The organism is Rhodopseudomonas sp. BR0G17, assembly GCF_010907025.1.
In the GTDB taxonomy this organism is placed as follows: domain Bacteria; phylum Pseudomonadota; class Alphaproteobacteria; order Rhizobiales; family Xanthobacteraceae; genus Rhodopseudomonas; species Rhodopseudomonas palustris_H.
The window spans coordinates 23,392-39,260 of sequence record NZ_QUML01000005.1; the positions used below are offsets into that span (position 1 = coordinate 23,392).

Genomic DNA, 15,869 nt, shown 5'->3' on the forward strand with positions numbered 1-15,869 from the left:
CATTGCGCCCGGCTCCGCCGCGGTGCAAGCTGGTGCCACAACAAGAGCAACAACACGGGAAGCGCACCATGGACGCCAAGGTCGAGCACACGCCGCATCCGTTCGATGCCGCGACGCGCGTGGATTTCGAAAGCGGGCGCTGGCAGGGCGCGACCAGCGACGATTACCACGCCTTCGTCGGCCAATTCGGCGGCGCGACCGCGGCGACGCTGCTGCGCGCCCTGATGCAGCAGCCGGAGCGCGCCGGCGATCCGCTGGCTTTCACGGTGAACTTCTGCGCGCCGATCAGCGCCGGCAGCTTCGAGCTGACGCCGAGGCTGATCAAGGCGACGCGCTCGACCCAGCATTGGGGCATCGAACTCAGCCAAGGCGACGCCGGCGTCGAAGTTTTCGCCACCGCGGTGTTCGCGCAGCGCCGGGAGACCTGGACGCACCGCCCGGCCGAAATGCCGAAGACCGCCGCCTATGACGAGGCTCCGGTGTATGAGCGCGGCGGCGCGGCGGCGTCGTGGATCCGTCAGTTCGAATTTCGCTTCGTCGAGAACGAGCCGAACTTCGGCGACGGCCCGCTGCCGGAGCCGGCGAGCCCGCACACCAAGGCATGGATCGGCCATGCCGTGCCGCGCACGCTCGATCTGTTGTCGCTGTCGGCGATCGCCGATGCGTTCTTCGCGCGGATCTTCCACGTCCGCGGCGAATTGTTGCCGATCGGTACGGTGTCGATGACGACGTATTTCCATGTCGACGCCGCCGATCTCGCCGCCGAGCCGATCACCGCGGTGCTCGGCGTCGCCGACGCCAACGTGTTTCACAAAAGCTTCTCCGACCAGACCGGCGAATTGTGGTCGCCGAGCGGGCGGCTGCTGGCGACCACGCATCAGATCACCTATTTCAAAGCCTGAGTTGGCGCAGCGCTCCGGCGCGCGTCGCGCGCGCATTTGAAGGGGCGTCATGGCGATGTCGCAGACCGAAGTCGCTCACAGCGAGCTCGCGCGGCGCGTCGCGCTGCTCGGCGTGCCGATCGAGATCGGCGCCGGCTTGCGCGGCACGCTGATGGGACCGGCCGCGCTCCGCACCGCCGGCATCGGCCGCGTACTCGATCAGCTCGGCTTTGCGGTCGAAGATCACGGCGACATGACGCGCCCCGCAGCCGGTGGTGGCAACGATCCGGTGCCCGCCAACGCCAATTACTACACCGAGGTGAAGAGCTGGGTCGGGGCGATCTCGGCGCGCGCCTATGAGCTGGCGAGATCGGGCGCGGTGCCGCTGTTCATGGGCGGCGACCACAGCCTGTCGATGGGCTCGGTCAACGGCGTGGCGCGCTATTGGCAAGAGCAGAACAAGCCGCTGTTCGTGCTGTGGTTCGACGCCCATGCCGACTACAACACGCCGGCGACGACGCTGACCGCCAACATGCACGGCATGTCGGCGGCGTTCCTGTGCGGCGAGCCGGGGCTCGACCATCTGCTCGGCGACGAGCCGCGGGTGTCTGTTCCGCCGAGCCGGCTCGACCTGTTCGGCATCCGCTCGATCGATCCGTTGGAGAAGGAGCTGGTGCGCGCCCGCGCTATCCCGGTGGTCGACATGCGGGCGATCGACGAATTCGGCGTCGGCGTGCTGATCCGCCGCGTCATCGACCGCGTCCGTGCCGCCGGCGGCGTGCTGCATCTGTCGTTCGACGTCGACGTGCTCGATCCCTCGGTCGCGCCAGGCGTCGGCACCACCGTGCCGGGCGGGGCCACCTATCGCGAGGCGCATCTGGTGATGGAGCTGCTGCACGACTCAGGGGTGGTCCGCTCGGTCGACATCGTCGAGCTCAACCCGTTCCTCGACGAACGCGGCCGCACCGCCCGCGTCGCGGTCGAACTCATCGGCAGCCTGTTCGGCATGCAGATCACCGACCGGGTGACCCCGACCAACGCGGTGCTGCCGGAGGGGTGAGTGCCCTCCCGCGCGGGAGTCATTCCGGGGTGAGAGCCCTCCCCGCGTTCGTCATTCCGGGGCGCTTGCGCTAGCAAGCGAACCCGGAATCTTGCAGTTTTGGAACGACAGAATCGCAGAACTCTTCGGGATTCCGGGCTCGCGAGCTGCGCTCGCGCCCCGGAATGACGCCGCGTTGGGCCGTCGAACTGGCATCGCTCGGCCATATCGGCTAAACGCGCCGCAGCATTTCTCCCCCCGCGTGAGCCCATGATCCGTCTCGACAACATCTCCAAGCAGAACGGCCACCAGATCCTCTACATCGAAGCCTCCGCGACGCTGCTGCGGGGCGAGAAGATCGGGCTGGTCGGGCCGAACGGCTCCGGCAAGACCACGCTGTTCCGGATGATCACCGGCCAGGAACAGCCGGACGAGGGCCAGGTGTCGGTCGATCGCGGCCTGACCATCGGCTATTTCAGCCAGGACGTCGGCGAGATGAGCGGCCGCAGCGCGGTCGCCGAGACCATGGAGGGCGCCGGCCCGGTCAGCGAGGTCGCGGCCGAGCTGAAGGAGCTCGAACATGCGCTCGCGGATCCCGACCGCGCCGACGAGATGGAGCAGATCCTCGAACGCTACGGCGAGGTGCAGCATCGTTTCGAGGAGCTCGACGGCTATGCGCTCGAAGGCCGCGCCCGCGAGGTGCTGGCAGGTCTCTCCTTCTCGCAGGAGATGATGGACGGCGACGTCGGCAATCTGTCGGGCGGCTGGAAGATGCGCGTGGCGCTCGCCCGCATCCTGTTGATGCGCCCCGACGTGATGCTGCTCGACGAACCGTCGAACCATCTCGACATCGAAAGCCTGATCTGGCTGGAGCAGTTCCTCAAGGGCTTCGAGGGCGCGCTGTTGATGACCTCGCACGACCGCGCCTTCATGAACCGCATCGTCAACAAGATCGTCGAGATCGATGCCGGCACGCTGACCAGCTACACCGGCGACTACGAATTCTACGAGGGCCAGCGCGCGCTCGCCGACAAGCAGCAGCAGGCGCAGTTCGAGCGCCAGCAGGCGATGCTCGCCAAGGAAGTGGCATTCATCGAGCGCTTCAAGGCGCGCGCCTCGCACGCCGCCCAGGTGCAGAGCCGGGTCAAGAAGCTGGAGAAAATCGAGAAGGTCGAGCCGCCGCGCCGCCGCCAGATCATCGCGTTCGACTTCCCGCCGGCGCCGCGCTCGGGTGAAGACGTCGCCAGCCTCAGCCACGTCCGCAAGGCTTACGGCAGTCACGTCATCTATGACGATCTCGACTTTGCGATCCGCCGCCGCGAGCGCTGGTGCGTGATGGGCATCAACGGCGCCGGCAAGTCGACGCTGCTCAAGCTGGTCGCCGGCACCACCGCGCCGGACGACGGCAGCGTCACCATCGGCGGCAGCGTCAAGATGGGTTACTTCGCCCAGCACGCGATGGATCTGATCGACGGCGAACTCACCGTGTTCCAGTCGCTGGAAGAGTGGTTTCCGCAGGCCGGCCAGGGCTCATTGCGCGCGCTCGCCGGCTGCTTCGGCTTCTCCGGCGACGACGTCGAGAAGCGCTGCCGCGTGTTGTCCGGCGGCGAGAAGGCGCGGCTGGTGATGGCCAAGATGCTGTACGATCCGCCGAACTTCCTGGTGCTGGACGAGCCGACCAACCACCTCGACATCGCCACCAAGGAAATGCTGATCAAGGCGCTCGCCGACTTCGAAGGCACCATGCTGTTCGTCTCGCACGACCGCCACTTCCTGGCCGCGCTGTCGAACCGCGTGCTGGAGCTGACCCCCGAAGGCGTCCACAAATACGGCGGCGGCTACACCGAATACGTCGCCCGCACCGGGCACGAAGCGCCGGGGCTGCATTAGCCTAGTTAGTTATTGGCAGGGCAGCGCGTCTGTCACCTCTCCCGCTTGCGGGAGAGGTCGGATCGCGTAGCGATCCGGGTGAGGGCACTCCTCTCCGCGATTAACCGACTCACTGCCTGAGGCGCCCTCACCCCAACCCTCCCCCGCAAGCGGGAGAGGGAGCGCGCTGTGCTCGGGGCAAGTCAGCGGCCAAAATCAAATGCATCACGCCACCTGCCCATATGCCTTCATCACCTGCTCGCGCAGCACGCTCCAGATCTCACGATGCAGCGCGTGAAATTCGTGGGTCAGGCGGATTTCGAAGATGTCGCGCGGGCGCGGCAGTTCGATGCGCCAGTCGCCGACGATGCGCGAGGATGGACCGGCCGACATGATCACCACCCGGTCGGCGAGCGCGATCGCCTCTTCCAGATCGTGGGTGACGAACAGCACCGCCTTCTTGTGCGCGCTCCACAGCTGCAGCAGCAGATTGCCCATGATCTGCCGGGTCTGCGCATCGAGCGGGCCGAACGGCTCGTCCATCAGCAGGATCTTGGGATCGCGGATCAGCACCTGCGCCAGACCGACGCGCTTGCGCTGGCCGCCTGACAGCATATGCGGATAGCGCTGCGCGAACACGCCGAGCCCGACCGTCTCCAGCCAGCCCTGCGCGCGGGTCAGCGCCTCGCTGCGCGGCGTGCCGGCGATCTCCAGCCCGATCGCGACGTTATCGATCGCGGTCTTCCATGGAAACAGCGCATCGGCCTGAAACAGATAGCCGGCCTGCGGATTGAGGCCGTCGAGCGGCGCTCCGAATATCCGCACCGCGCCGGCGGCGGGACGCAGCAGCCCGGCCGCCACGTTGAGCAACGTCGACTTGCCGCAGCCGGTCGGCCCGACGATGGCAACGAACTCACCATCGGCCACCGTCAGCGTCGCATGCTCCACTGCCGTATAGGTCCGCGCATCGGCGAGGCGGAACGCCACTGTGGCGTCCTGCAGCGCCACCGCCGCATTGTCCGTCTGATTCACGCCCTCTCCCCGCTTGCCTGCTCGCCGCGACCATTCAACGCCGCGCGCCGACATGCAAGTCTGGCTTGCGCCCTGCCGTCTTCGGCGGCCATGCTGCGACCATGACGAGCTCTGCTTCGCCGATGATCGCCTATGACCGGATCACCAAGAGTTTCGGCGGCGGCCGGATCAAAGCGATCGACGACGTCTCGCTCGCGGTGCAGCGCGGCGAATTGCTCGCCATCGTCGGCGGCTCGGGCTCCGGCAAAACCACGCTGCTGCGGCTGACCAATCGGCTGATCGACGCCGATGCCGGCGCAATTGCGATCGAGGGCCGCGACATCCAAACCACCGACCCGATCGCGCTCCGCCGCGGCATTGGCATGGTGTTCCAGAATGGCGGGCTATTCCCCCACCTCACCGTGGCACGCAATATCGGGATCACGCCGAAGCTGTTGAACTGGTCGAAGACCGAGATCGCCGCTCGGATCGATGAGCTGCTGGAGCTGGTGCGGCTCGATCCGGCGCAGCATCGGGACCGCTTCCCGCACGAACTCTCCGGCGGCCAGCGCCAGCGCGTCGGCGTCGCCCGCGCGCTCGCAGCCGGACCGGAGATCGTACTGATGGACGAGCCATTCGGCGCGCTCGATCCGCTGACCCGCGATGCGCTCGGCGAAGACTTTCGCGCGCTGCACGACCGGCTGAAGCTCACCACCGTGCTGATCACCCATGACATTACCGAGGCGCTGCTACTCGCAGACCGGATCGCGGTGATGCATCGCGGACGGCTGCTGGCGCTCGGCAGCGCAACCGAACTTGCGGCTAGCCGAGATGCCTACGTCGCCGAACTCTTGCAGACGCCACGTCGGCAGGCGCAGCGGCTCGGCGCGTTGCTGCCGCGGGACGGCGCGGCATGAGCCTGTTCGCCGATCCGCGCTGGCATGACGCGCTGAGCAACCTACCCGTCTATCTCGGCGCGCATGTTCGCGTCAGCCTCGCGGCCCTCGCGCTCGGGCTGATCATCAGCTTGCCGCTGGCGATCTTCGCCCGGCATCGGCCGGTGCTCCGCGGCGTCCTGCTCGGGTTTGCCGGCGTGGTGCAGACCATCCCTGGCCTTGCGCTGCTGGCGCTGTTCTATCCGCTGCTGCTGGCACTCGCGGCGTTGTCGATGAGCGCGTTCGGCGTCGGCTTTTCCGCCTTCGGCTTCCTACCGGCGGTGCTGGCGCTGGCGCTGTATTCCATGCTGCCGGTGCTGCGCAACACCATCACCGGGCTCGATGGTGTCGATCCGACGTTGGTCGAAGCGGCCGAGGGCGTCGGCATGACCGAGCGTCAGGTGCTGACCATGGTCGAGCTGCCGCTGGCGCTTCCGGTGACCATGGCTGGAATCCGCACCGCCGCGGTGTGGGTGATCGGCACGGCGACGCTGTCGACCCCGATCGGCCAGACCAGTCTCGGCAACTACATCTTTGCCGGTCTGCAGACTCAGAATTGGATTCTGGTGCTGTTCGGCTGCGCCGCCGCCGCCGTGCTGGCGCTCACGGTCGATCAGTTGCTGGCACTGGTGGAAACAGGGCTGCGGCGCGGCAGCCGCTGGCGGATCGGACTGGGGTCAGCAGGCATCGCCGCGATCGTGATCATGACGTTGCTGCCGGCCACCGCGGCGCGCAGCTCCTACGTGATCGGCGCCAAGACCTTCACCGAGCAATACGTGCTCGCCGCGTTGCTGCAGCAGCGCCTCGAGGCCAGCGGCCTGACCGCGACGAAGCGCGCCGGCCTTGGCTCCAGCGTGATCTACGACGCGCTCAGAAGCGGCGACATCGACGCCTATGTGGATTACTCCGGCACGCTGTGGGCCAACCAGTTCAAGCATCCCGGCATCGCCGCGCGCGATCAGGTGCTTGCCGAGCTGAAACAGGATCTCGCCAAAGACGGCGTCACCCTGCTCGGCGAACTGGGCTTCGCCAATGCGTATGCTCTGGTGATGCCGCGCGCCAAAGCCGAGGCGATGAAGATCCGTTCGATCGACGACCTCACCGCCCGCGCGCCGTCGATGACGATCGCCGGCGACTACGAGTTCTTCTCGCGGCCGGAATGGGCCAACCTGCGCAGCGCCTATGGGCTCGCTTTCAAGACCGAACGGCAGATGCAGCCGGATTTCATGTACGCCGCCGTCGCCTCCGGCGACGTCGATCTCATCGCCGGCTATACCTCCGACGGGCTGATCGCGAAATACGACCTCGTCGTGCTCGACGATCCGAAACAGGCGATCCCGCCCTACGACGCGGTGCTGTTGCTCGCGCCGAAGCGCGCAAACGACACTAAACTACGCACCGCCCTGCAGCCCCTGCTCGATCGTATCGATATCGAAGCGATGCGCGCCGCTAACCTGCAAGCGGGATCAGGCAGCACACCGGACGCGGCGGCGCGCGCGTTGTGGGAGCGCGTAAAACCACGCTGATCAACTCGCCGAATGTCGGCGCTACGTCTTCGGCTTCAGTCCCAGCCGTTTGGCGGCGATCTTGTCGATCCAGCGCGGCGGCAGTTTGGTCGACAGCCAGAACTGCAGCGGACCCGGAGTGATCACGTCGTGCGCCTTGGGGGACGGCGCGGTCAGCGCGTCATAGACGCGCTGCGCGATCGTCTCCGGCGGCAGACCGCTTTCGTCCATCTCCGGCAAGAGCGCGCGCAGCTTCTGCAGCGCCGGATAGAACGGTGAATTCGCAAACCGCGACACGTCCTCCCGCTCGGCCTTGCCCCAGATCGGCGTTTTCACCGCGCCCGGCATGATCACCACCACGTCGATACCGAACAGCATCAGCTCGCGGCGCAGCCCGTCCGACAGGCCGTTCAGCGCGTGCTTGGAGGCGGAGTATGCAGCCATCAAGGGATTGCCGAACTTGGCGGCGATCGACGACATCATAACAATCCGGCCAGGCGCGCCGCGCAGCGACCGGTCAGCGCCGAGCAGCGGGCCGAACGCCTGGGTCGCGAGGATCGGCCCGATCACATTGACCTCGAACTGGCGGCGGAATTCATCGGCCGGCAGATCGAGCACCGGGCCCGCCACCGCGATGCCGGCATTGTTGACGAGCCCGGCAAGCGTCTCGCCGTCGAGCGCCGCGCGCACCTCGTCCGCCGCGGCCCGGACCGCGGCTTCATCCGTAACGTCGAACACCAGCGGGGTGAAGCCGGACCCCAACTCGACAATCAGCCGCTCGGCATCGCTGTGCTTCCGCACGCTGCCGAATACCCGGAATCCCTTGTCCAGCAGCATCCGCGCAATGGCATGACCGATCCCGGTGGACACGCCGGTGATGACGATAGACTTCATGGCTTGCTCCGTTCGAACGCCGGGCATTCTACCACAGCAAAACGGGACCGCGTCACCGCGATCCCGTTTATGACAGTTGGTAGAGCGCGCCGCGAGGCTAAGCGCGCGGCGCGCTGAAGCTGCGTTACCTTCCCGCTTCCGCGACCTCGCCCTTGATGACATCGCCGAAGCGCTGCCAGCGTTCGCCCTTGAAGGTCATCATCTGGAACTGATCGATCGGCGCGAAATCGGTCGGCGAGGTGTTGACAGTGACGCCCGGCAACAGGCCGTCGAGCTGCACACCCTTCATATTGGCCGCCTGCTTCATCAGGTTCTCGCGGGACAGATCGTCGCCGCACATCCTGAGCGCCTGCTCCATGGTCTGGGCGATGCTGTAGCCGGACAGCACGGTGCTTTCCATCGCCTTGCCTTCGGGAATGTATTTTTCGACAAAAGCATGGAATTTCTTCATGCCTGGGTCGTCGTTCCACTGCGGATCGGTCGGATCCTTGGCGAAAGTGGCAGACACCAGATCCTGTGCGTTCTCGAGGCCGGCCGGCTTCAGCACGGTGCCGAGCGACGACGAGGCGTTCGGCACGATGTGCAGCGGCTTCCAGCCGAGTTCGGCGACCTTTTTGATCGACTGCGCGGCAAACTTGCCGGTGGCGAACGAGAACAGCGTATCGGCGCCGGACGCCTTCAGCTTGACAATCTGCGAGTCGATGGTGGGCTCTGCGACTTCGTAGCTGGCCTCGGCGATGAGCATCGACGCGGCCTTGTCGCCCAGTCCTTCCTTCAGGCCACGAATGTAGTCCTTGCCGAAATCGTCGTTCTGATAGAGCACGCCGATCTTGGCGTTCGGCTTCTCCTTCAACAGATACTTGGCGTAGGCGGTGGCTTCTGCCTGGTAGCTAGGCAGCCACCCCATGGTCCACGGAAACTGTTTCGGATCGTTCCAGCGCGTGGCGCCGGTGGCGAGGAATAGCTGCGGCACCTTGCGGGCGTTCAGATACTTCTGAATCGCGACGTTCGACGCAGTGCCGACGTTACCAACGATCGCCATCACCTCGTCGCTCTCGACCAGCTTGCGGGTCTGCTCGACCGTCTTCGGCGGCGAGTACGCATCGTCGTAGGAAATCACGTTGATCTTGCGGCCGTTGATGCCGCCTTCTTCGTTGATCTTCTTGAAGTACGCCGCATAGGTCTTGCCGAGGATGCCGTAAGCCGAAGCCGGACCGCTATACGGCACGGTGTTGCCGAGCTTGATCTCGGTATCGCTGGCACCGGGGCCGTACTTCTTCTGAGCAAGCGCCGGCCCTGCAGCCAGCATCGCGATCGCGGCCGCCAGGGCAGCCACGGAAGTCGTCGTCATACGCATTTTTGATCCTTCTTCTTGCGTTTCCTCGATACGGCAGACGCCGCGCGAAGCTCTCCCGTTGACCGGGGCTGTTGTGGCGCGTCAGGGACGCGGGTGTTTCAGGTTGTATTCGCCGCGGCAGAGCCGCCCAGCTCCGCCAGTGCACGGACGTCGGCCGCGGCGGTTTCGACGTGGCGGCGCACCAGGGTCGCGGCCACCGTTTCGTCACGCGCCTCGATCGCAGCGACGAAAGCGCGATGATCCTCGAGCGACCGGCGGCGGATCGCGTCGGACTCGAAGTAGCGCTCCCGCCAGCGGCGGCTCATCAGCATCAGCGGCGTCAGCGTCCGCACCAGAATGCGGTTCTGGCCGGCGGCCACCAACGCGAGATGGAATTCGACATCCGCTTCGGCCATGTCGCCGCCGGCCTGGATTGTCGCCGCGTAGGCTTGCAGTGTCTGGTGGAGCTTGGAGAGATCGGCGTCGGTCCGCCGCCGGCAGGCCAGCCGCAGCGCCTGCTCCTCGCAGATGATCCGGGCCTCGGTGACGTCGCGGGTAACCTGCGGATCGAAGGTGAGCCCTAGGTCCGCCTGCAGCACCAGCGCCTCGAGCCCGCCATCCTCGACGGCGTTGCGCAGATAGATGCCCGATTTCGGTCGGCGTTCGGTGATGCGCATCGCGTCCAGCACCGCCAGCGCCTCGCGCACCGAGCTGCGCGCCACCCCGAACCGCTCCGACAGTTCCCGCTCCGACGGCAGCCGATCGCCCTTCGCCAGCCGATGATGCTGCACGAACTCCAACGTCTTGCGGACCGTATGCGAAGTCTCGGAGTTGAGAGGGGCGGCCATAAGTGACCCTACCAATCTGGTCAGACCAGATCAAGCAGGTGGAGCTGCGGCGGATTGCACCGGCGCCAAACGAAAAACGGGACCGCGTCGCCGCGATCCCGTTTGATGATCTGTCATTGCGAGGAGCGAAGCGACGAAGCATCCAGTCTTTGCTGGAGCTTCTGGATTGCTTCGCGGAGCCTGTCCTCGGGCCGGCCAGAGGCCGGACCCGTTGGCTCGCAATGAGCAGCAGAGGCTGCTTAGTTCTTCGACTTGTCGACCAGCGCGCCCTTCTTGATCCAGGGCATCATGTCGCGCAGCTTGGCGCCGACTTCCTCGATCGGGTGCTGCGCCAGCTTGGCGCGGGTCGCCTTGAACGAGGTCTGGTTGACCTTGTTCTCGAGCATCCAGTTGCGGGTAAAGATGCCGTTCTGAATGTCTTCCAGCACCCGCTTCATCTCCGCCTTGGTCTCGGCGGTGATGATGCGCGGACCGGTGACGTACTCGCCATACTCCGCGGTGTTGGAGATCGAGTAGTTCATGTTGGCGATGCCGCCTTCATAGATCAGGTCGACGATCAGCTTCACTTCGTGCAGGCACTCGAAGTAGGCCATTTCCGGCGCGTAGCCGGCTTCGACCAGGGTCTCGAAGCCGCCCTTGATCAGCTCGACCAGACCGCCGCACAGCACCACCTGCTCGCCGAACAGGTCGGTCTCGCATTCCTCGCGGAAGGTGGTTTCGATGATGCCGGCGCGGCCGCCGCCGATCGCCGACGCGTACGACAGGCCGAGGTCATGGGCGTTGCCCGAAGCGTCCTTGTGGATCGCGATCAGGCAGGGCACGCCGCCGCCGCGCTGATATTCGGAGCGCACGGTGTGGCCCGGGCCCTTCGGCGCGACCATCAGCACGTCGAGGTCGGCGCGCGGCTCGATCAGGTTGAAGTGGACGTTGAGGCCATGGGCGAACAGCAGCGCCGCGCCCTGCTTCATGTTGTCGTGCAGATGTTCGCGATAGATGTCGGCCTGCAATTCGTCCGGCGTCAGCATCATCATCACGTCGGCCCACTTGGCGGCCTCGGCGACGTCCATGACCTTGAAGCCGGCGTTCTCGGCCTTCTTGGCCGACGCCGAGCCCTTGCGCAGCGCGATCGCGACGTCCTTGACGCCCGAATCCTTCAGGTTCAGCGCGTGGGCATGGCCCTGGCTGCCATAGCCGATGACGGCGACCTTCTTGCCCTTGATCAGGTTCAGATCGGCGTCGCGATCGTAGTAAACTCGCATCCTCGTTCCTCTTTCTCGGCGGCCCGTCCCGCCCGTGCTGGTATGATCGGGCCATGCCGGCCGACCGTTGAATTGCCGCTGGTTTTTAGGGGTCCGGGTGCCCGGACACAAGCCCGCGGCGGCGATTTGTGGCGGTTAGGACAGCATGGCTGCCGCGATGCGGAAAACCGCCAATCCTACGACTTTCGGCGTTCAACCCACCTCCGGCAGCGGCGGCCTGGCGCGGCCGAACAGCAGCATGATCGCAAGGCCCGCGACCACGATCAGCATCCCCGTGAGCCGCAGCGGCCCGAACGTCTCCCCGAACACCAGGCTCGACGCCCCTGCCCCGATGAACGGCACCAGCAATGCAAAAGGCACAACCTGCGCGGCGCTATAGGCGTGCAGCAGCCGCCCCCAGATCCAATAGCCGATGGTGGTCGAGCCGACCGACAGCGCCAGCATCGCGCCCATCACGCCGGGCGACAGATGCGTCAGCGACTCGACGATGGCCGGGCCGCCATCGCTGACCCAGGCCGCCAAGGCGAGCGGCGGCAGCGACGCCAGGCTGATCCAGGCAAACAGATCGAGCATCGGCACGTCGCGGGCGCGGCGCAGCAACAGATTGGTGAAGGCGAAGCTGATCGGGGCGGTCATCGTCACGGCGAACGCCAGCACGGTGAAGTCGTAGCCCACCGTCAAACAGATCATCAGCAGACCGCAGGCGGCCACCGCAATGCCGGCCAATTGCGCTCCGGTCGGCCGCTCGCCCAGCAACAGCGCCGCGAACCCCACCGTAAACAGCGCCTGGCTCTGCACGATCACCGCGGTCAATCCGGCCGGCACGCCGTGGGCGATGCCATAGGTCTGGGTGAGATACTGCCAAACCAACAGCAGGCTGATGCCGATCCACACCGGCCACGCCAGTTTCGGTCGCGGCAGCAGCAGGCACGGCAGCGCCGTGATGGCGAAACGCAGCAGATTGAGCAGCGACGGAGACATTTCGGTCAGCGCGTAGCGCGTGAACACGAAGCCGAGGCCCCAGATCACCGCCACCAGAACGGCGAGCGCCGTATCGGCGGGCTTCATCGTCGTTTCCGTCCCCTCGTCCGGCACCAACCGCGCCGCGTTCCCTGGGTCGTAGCTGATCCGTTCGCACCCGGTAACCCGCCCCGCACGCGGAGCTGTATCCCGCGCAACGATGCCGCAGCCGGGAACGAAACACCGGGAGATCCGGTTGGCGATTGGACGCCCGGCCAACACCCACGCCGGGCGCTGCTATCGAAAGGACGATCCGGATATGACGCTGATTCCGCACAACACGCTCGTCGTCGTCGCTGATGGCCGCGGCGCCTTGCTGCTGCGCAACACCGGCAAACCGGCCGACGTGACGCTGCGCCAGGAGCGCAAGCTCGAGCCGACCAATTTGGACGACGACGGCCCGTCGGGCTCGCGCCCCGAGGAGCAGAGCCAGAGCCAAACCGACGAAGCGACCTTCGCCAAGCAGCTCACCAACACGCTGAACAAGATGAAGCTCGACGGCGAGTTCGACCAGCTGGTGCTGGTCGCCGACCCGCAGACGCTCGGTCAGATGCGCCCGATCCTGCACAAGACCGTCGAAGCCTCGCTGATCCGCTCGCTGGCGAAGGATCTCACCAACCATCCGCTCGATCAGATCGCCGAAGCGATCGCGGCGTAGCGGTTACATCCCCTCCGCGCCGCGGCCGATCGCAGCGACGCCGGTGCGCACCACTTCGACCAGGCCGAGCGGGCGCATCAGCTCGATGAACTGATTGATCTTCGACGAGTTGCCGGTGATCTCGAACACGAAGCTCTCGGTCGAGGCGTCGATCACCCGGGCGCGGAAGGCCTCGGCGAGCCGCAGCGATTCAACGCGATGCTCGCCGACGCCGCGCAGCTTCACCATCGCAAGCTCGCGCTCGATCGAACGGCCGCTCAGCGTCATGTCGACGACCCGATACACCGGGACCATGCGGTCGAGCTGGTTCTTGATCTGCTGGATCACCATCGGCGTGCCGGTGGTGACGATGGTGATCCGGGACAGGTGCTTCTGCGCCTCGGTCTCCGACACCGTGAGGCTTTCGATGTTGTAGCCGCGGCCCGAGAACAACCCGATCACTCGGGCCAGAACGCCGGGCTCGTTCTGCACGATCACCGACAGCGTGTGAGTCTCGTTCGGATCGTGGCGCTCTTCCATGAAGTAAGCGGATGCGGGCTGGGTCATGTCTGTTCTCAGGTTTGAGCCGAATTATCAGTGAGCGTCATTGCCGGGCTTGACCCGCCAATCCATCATTCTTGCGAAGATCGATGGATGCGCGGGTCAAGCCCGCGCATGACGTCGTTGTTGAAGCGAAGCGCCTTGGATCACACCAGCGCCTTGCCGCCGGCGAAGGCGGCTGCGGTGGCTTCGTCGGTGGCTTCGGCCGGCAGCAGCATTTCGTTGTGCGCCTTGCCCGACGGGATCATCGGGAAGCAGTTCTCCAGCGCGGCGACGCGGCAGTCGAACAGCACCGGCTTGTTCACCTTGATCATGTCCTGGATCGCGCCGTCGAGATCGGACGGCTTGATCACCTGCATGCCGACTGCGCCGTAAGCTTCAGCGAGCTTGACGAAGTCCGGCATCGCTTCGGTGTAGGAGTGCGACAGCCGGTTGCCGTGCAATAGCTGCTGCCACTGCCGCACCATGCCCATGTACTGGTTGTTCAAGATGAAGATCTTGATCGGCAGTTCGTACTGCACCGCCGTCGCCATCTCCTGGATCGTCATCTGCACCGAGGCATCGCCAGCGATGTCGACGACGAGGCTGTCGCGATGCGCCACCTGCACGCCGAGGGCTGCCGGCAGGCCGTAGCCCATGGTGCCGAGACCGCCCGAGGTCATCCAGCGCTTCGGCTGTTCGAAGCCATAGAACTGCGCCGCCCACATCTGATGCTGACCGACTTCGGTCGTGATGTAGGTATCACGGCCGCGGGTCGCCTCGTACAGCCGCTGGATCGCGTATTGCGGCATAATGACGTCGTTGTTCTTCTTGTAGGCGAGCGAATTGCGCGCGCGCCAGGTCGCGACCTGCTGCCACCACTGCTTGATGTCGGGCTTCTTGGCCTCGGCCTTGAAGACGCCGAGCAGATCCTCGAGCACCGTGGCGACGTCGCCGATGATCGGCACGTCGACCCGGATGTTCTTGTTGATCGACGACGGATCGATGTCGATGTGGATCTTCTTGGCGTTCGGCGCGAACGCGTCGGTACGGCCGGTGATCCGGTCGTCGAACCGCGCGCCGATGCACAGCATGACGTCGCAACCATGCATCGTCATGTTGGCTTCGTAGGTGCCGTGCATGCCCAGCATGCCGAGCCAGTTCTTGCCCGAGGCCGGATAGGCGCCGAGGCCCATCAGCGTCGAGGTGATCGGGAAGTCGGTGATCTCGACCAGCTCACGCAGCAGTCGCGACGCTTCGGGGCCGGAATTGACCACGCCGCCGCCGGAATAAATCACCGGGCGCTTGGCGTTCGCCAGCAGCGCAACCGCCTTGCGGATCTGAGCGGGATCGCCCTTCTTGTTCGGCACGTAGGAGACGTGGACGTCGGCCTTGCGCGGCGGATGATAGGTGCCGGTGGCGAACTGCACGTCCTTCGGCACGTCGACCACAACCGGCCCCGGACGGCCGCTGGTCGCGACGTAGAACGCCTCGTGCAGCACCTTCGGCAGATCCTCGATCCGGCGCACCAGCCAGTTATGCTTGGTGCACGGCCGGGTGATGCCGACGGTGTCGCATTCCTGGAAGGCGTCGTTGCCGATCAGATGGGTCGGCACCTGGCCGGTGATGCACACCAGCGGGATCGAATCCATCAGCGCGTCGGCGAGCGGGGTCACCATGTTGGTAGCGCCGGGGCCCGAGGTCACCAGCACCACGCCCGGCTTGCCGGTCGAGCGCGCATAGCCTTCGGCCGCATGGCCGGCGCCCTGCTCGTGGCGGACCAGAATGTGTTGGACGTCCGACTGCTGGAAGATCTCGTCGTAGATCGGAAGTACTGCGCCGCCCGGATAGCCGAAGATGTGCTCGACACCGTGATCCTTCATCGCGCGGACGATCATCGCCGCACCGGTCATCTGGTTCGGATCGTGGCTATTGCTGTCGCTCATGGTTGGCTCCGGATGCGCCTTCGGGCGCTGTCGTTCGTGGTTCGGGATGGTTCAGGCAATAAAAAAGGGCCCGTCGAAGGCCCTCAGCGCACCGTCCGTTCGCGGGGTGGAGTCTATCCACCCCCGGCGGTGCGCCTGGGTACGATGAC

The 15,869-nt window shown here is 65.7% G+C and carries 14 protein-coding genes; 6 read left to right on the plus strand and 8 right to left on the minus strand.

Features of this window, described 5'->3' with window-relative positions:
- The first annotated feature begins 68 nt into the window (after positions 1-68).
- The 3 genes from DY467_RS05855 to DY467_RS05865 all read left to right on the plus strand — a co-directional run bounded on the left by DY467_RS05855 (position 69) and on the right by DY467_RS05865 (position 3,810).
- Positions 69-902, plus strand: coding sequence for an acyl-CoA thioesterase (locus tag DY467_RS05855; protein ID WP_164634559.1), 834 nt, complete (start codon positions 69-71; stop codon positions 900-902).
- Positions 903-957: 55 nt separating this feature from the next.
- Positions 958-1,941 carry an arginase gene (gene rocF / locus DY467_RS05860; protein WP_164634735.1) on the plus strand — a complete coding sequence of 328 codons (984 nt, stop codon included), beginning with the start codon at positions 958-960 and terminating at the stop codon, positions 1,939-1,941.
- Between the two features lie 249 nt (positions 1,942-2,190).
- On the plus strand, positions 2,191-3,810 hold the full coding sequence (locus DY467_RS05865; RefSeq protein WP_107346262.1) for an ABC-F family ATP-binding cassette domain-containing protein: 1,620 nt from the start codon (positions 2,191-2,193) through the stop codon (positions 3,808-3,810).
- A gap of 204 nt (positions 3,811-4,014) precedes the next feature.
- On the opposite strand, the gene DY467_RS05870 is transcribed toward DY467_RS05865, so the two are convergent.
- Complete coding sequence (locus DY467_RS05870; RefSeq protein ID WP_164634561.1) at positions 4,015-4,875, minus strand: ABC transporter ATP-binding protein; 861 nt, start codon at positions 4,873-4,875, stop codon at positions 4,015-4,017.
- A 47-nt stretch (positions 4,876-4,922) separates the two neighbouring features.
- Here DY467_RS05870 and DY467_RS05875 point away from each other — a divergent pair, with 47 nt between their 5' ends.
- Both DY467_RS05875 and DY467_RS05880 read left to right on the plus strand, forming a co-directional pair.
- Positions 4,923-5,717, plus strand: coding sequence for an ATP-binding cassette domain-containing protein (locus DY467_RS05875; protein ID WP_246701466.1), 795 nt, complete (start codon positions 4,923-4,925; stop codon positions 5,715-5,717).
- Positions 5,714-7,261 carry an ABC transporter permease/substrate-binding protein gene (locus DY467_RS05880; protein ID WP_164634563.1) on the plus strand — a complete coding sequence of 516 codons (1,548 nt, stop codon included), beginning with the start codon at positions 5,714-5,716 and terminating at the stop codon, positions 7,259-7,261. Before DY467_RS05875 ends, DY467_RS05880 begins: the two co-directional genes overlap by 4 nt.
- Positions 7,262-7,282: 21 nt before the next feature.
- On the opposite strand, the gene DY467_RS05885 is transcribed toward DY467_RS05880, so the two are convergent.
- The 5 genes from DY467_RS05885 to DY467_RS05905 all read right to left on the minus strand — a co-directional run bounded on the left by DY467_RS05885 (position 7,283) and on the right by DY467_RS05905 (position 12,645).
- On the minus strand, positions 7,283-8,134 hold the full coding sequence (locus DY467_RS05885; RefSeq protein ID WP_164634565.1) for an SDR family oxidoreductase: 852 nt from the start codon (positions 8,132-8,134) through the stop codon (positions 7,283-7,285).
- Between the two features lie 124 nt (positions 8,135-8,258).
- Entirely contained in the window at positions 8,259-9,491 is a 1,233-nt protein-coding gene (locus DY467_RS05890; protein WP_164634566.1) for an ABC transporter substrate-binding protein, read from the minus strand.
- 98 nt (positions 9,492-9,589) lie between these two features.
- Positions 9,590-10,318, minus strand: a complete 729-nt coding sequence (locus DY467_RS05895) for a FadR/GntR family transcriptional regulator (RefSeq protein WP_164634568.1) — start codon at positions 10,316-10,318, stop codon at positions 9,590-9,592.
- Between the two features lie 239 nt (positions 10,319-10,557).
- Complete coding sequence (gene ilvC / locus DY467_RS05900) at positions 10,558-11,577, minus strand: ketol-acid reductoisomerase (RefSeq protein WP_107343984.1); 1,020 nt, start codon at positions 11,575-11,577, stop codon at positions 10,558-10,560.
- 192 nt (positions 11,578-11,769) lie between these two features.
- On the minus strand, positions 11,770-12,645 hold the full coding sequence (locus tag DY467_RS05905; RefSeq protein ID WP_164634570.1) for an EamA family transporter: 876 nt from the start codon (positions 12,643-12,645) through the stop codon (positions 11,770-11,772).
- 211 nt (positions 12,646-12,856) lie between these two features.
- Here DY467_RS05905 and DY467_RS05910 point away from each other — a divergent pair, with 211 nt between their 5' ends.
- Entirely contained in the window at positions 12,857-13,255 is a 399-nt protein-coding gene (locus DY467_RS05910) for a host attachment family protein (protein WP_107346539.1), read from the plus strand.
- A 3-nt stretch (positions 13,256-13,258) separates the two neighbouring features.
- On the opposite strand, the gene ilvN is transcribed toward DY467_RS05910, so the two are convergent.
- Positions 13,259-13,801, minus strand: a complete 543-nt coding sequence (ilvN, locus tag DY467_RS05915; RefSeq protein ID WP_107343983.1) for an acetolactate synthase small subunit — start codon at positions 13,799-13,801, stop codon at positions 13,259-13,261.
- 140 nt (positions 13,802-13,941) lie between these two features.
- Positions 13,942-15,720, minus strand: coding sequence for an acetolactate synthase 3 large subunit (locus DY467_RS05920; protein WP_164572139.1), 1,779 nt, complete (start codon positions 15,718-15,720; stop codon positions 13,942-13,944).
- Between the last annotated feature and the right edge of the window lie 149 nt (positions 15,721-15,869).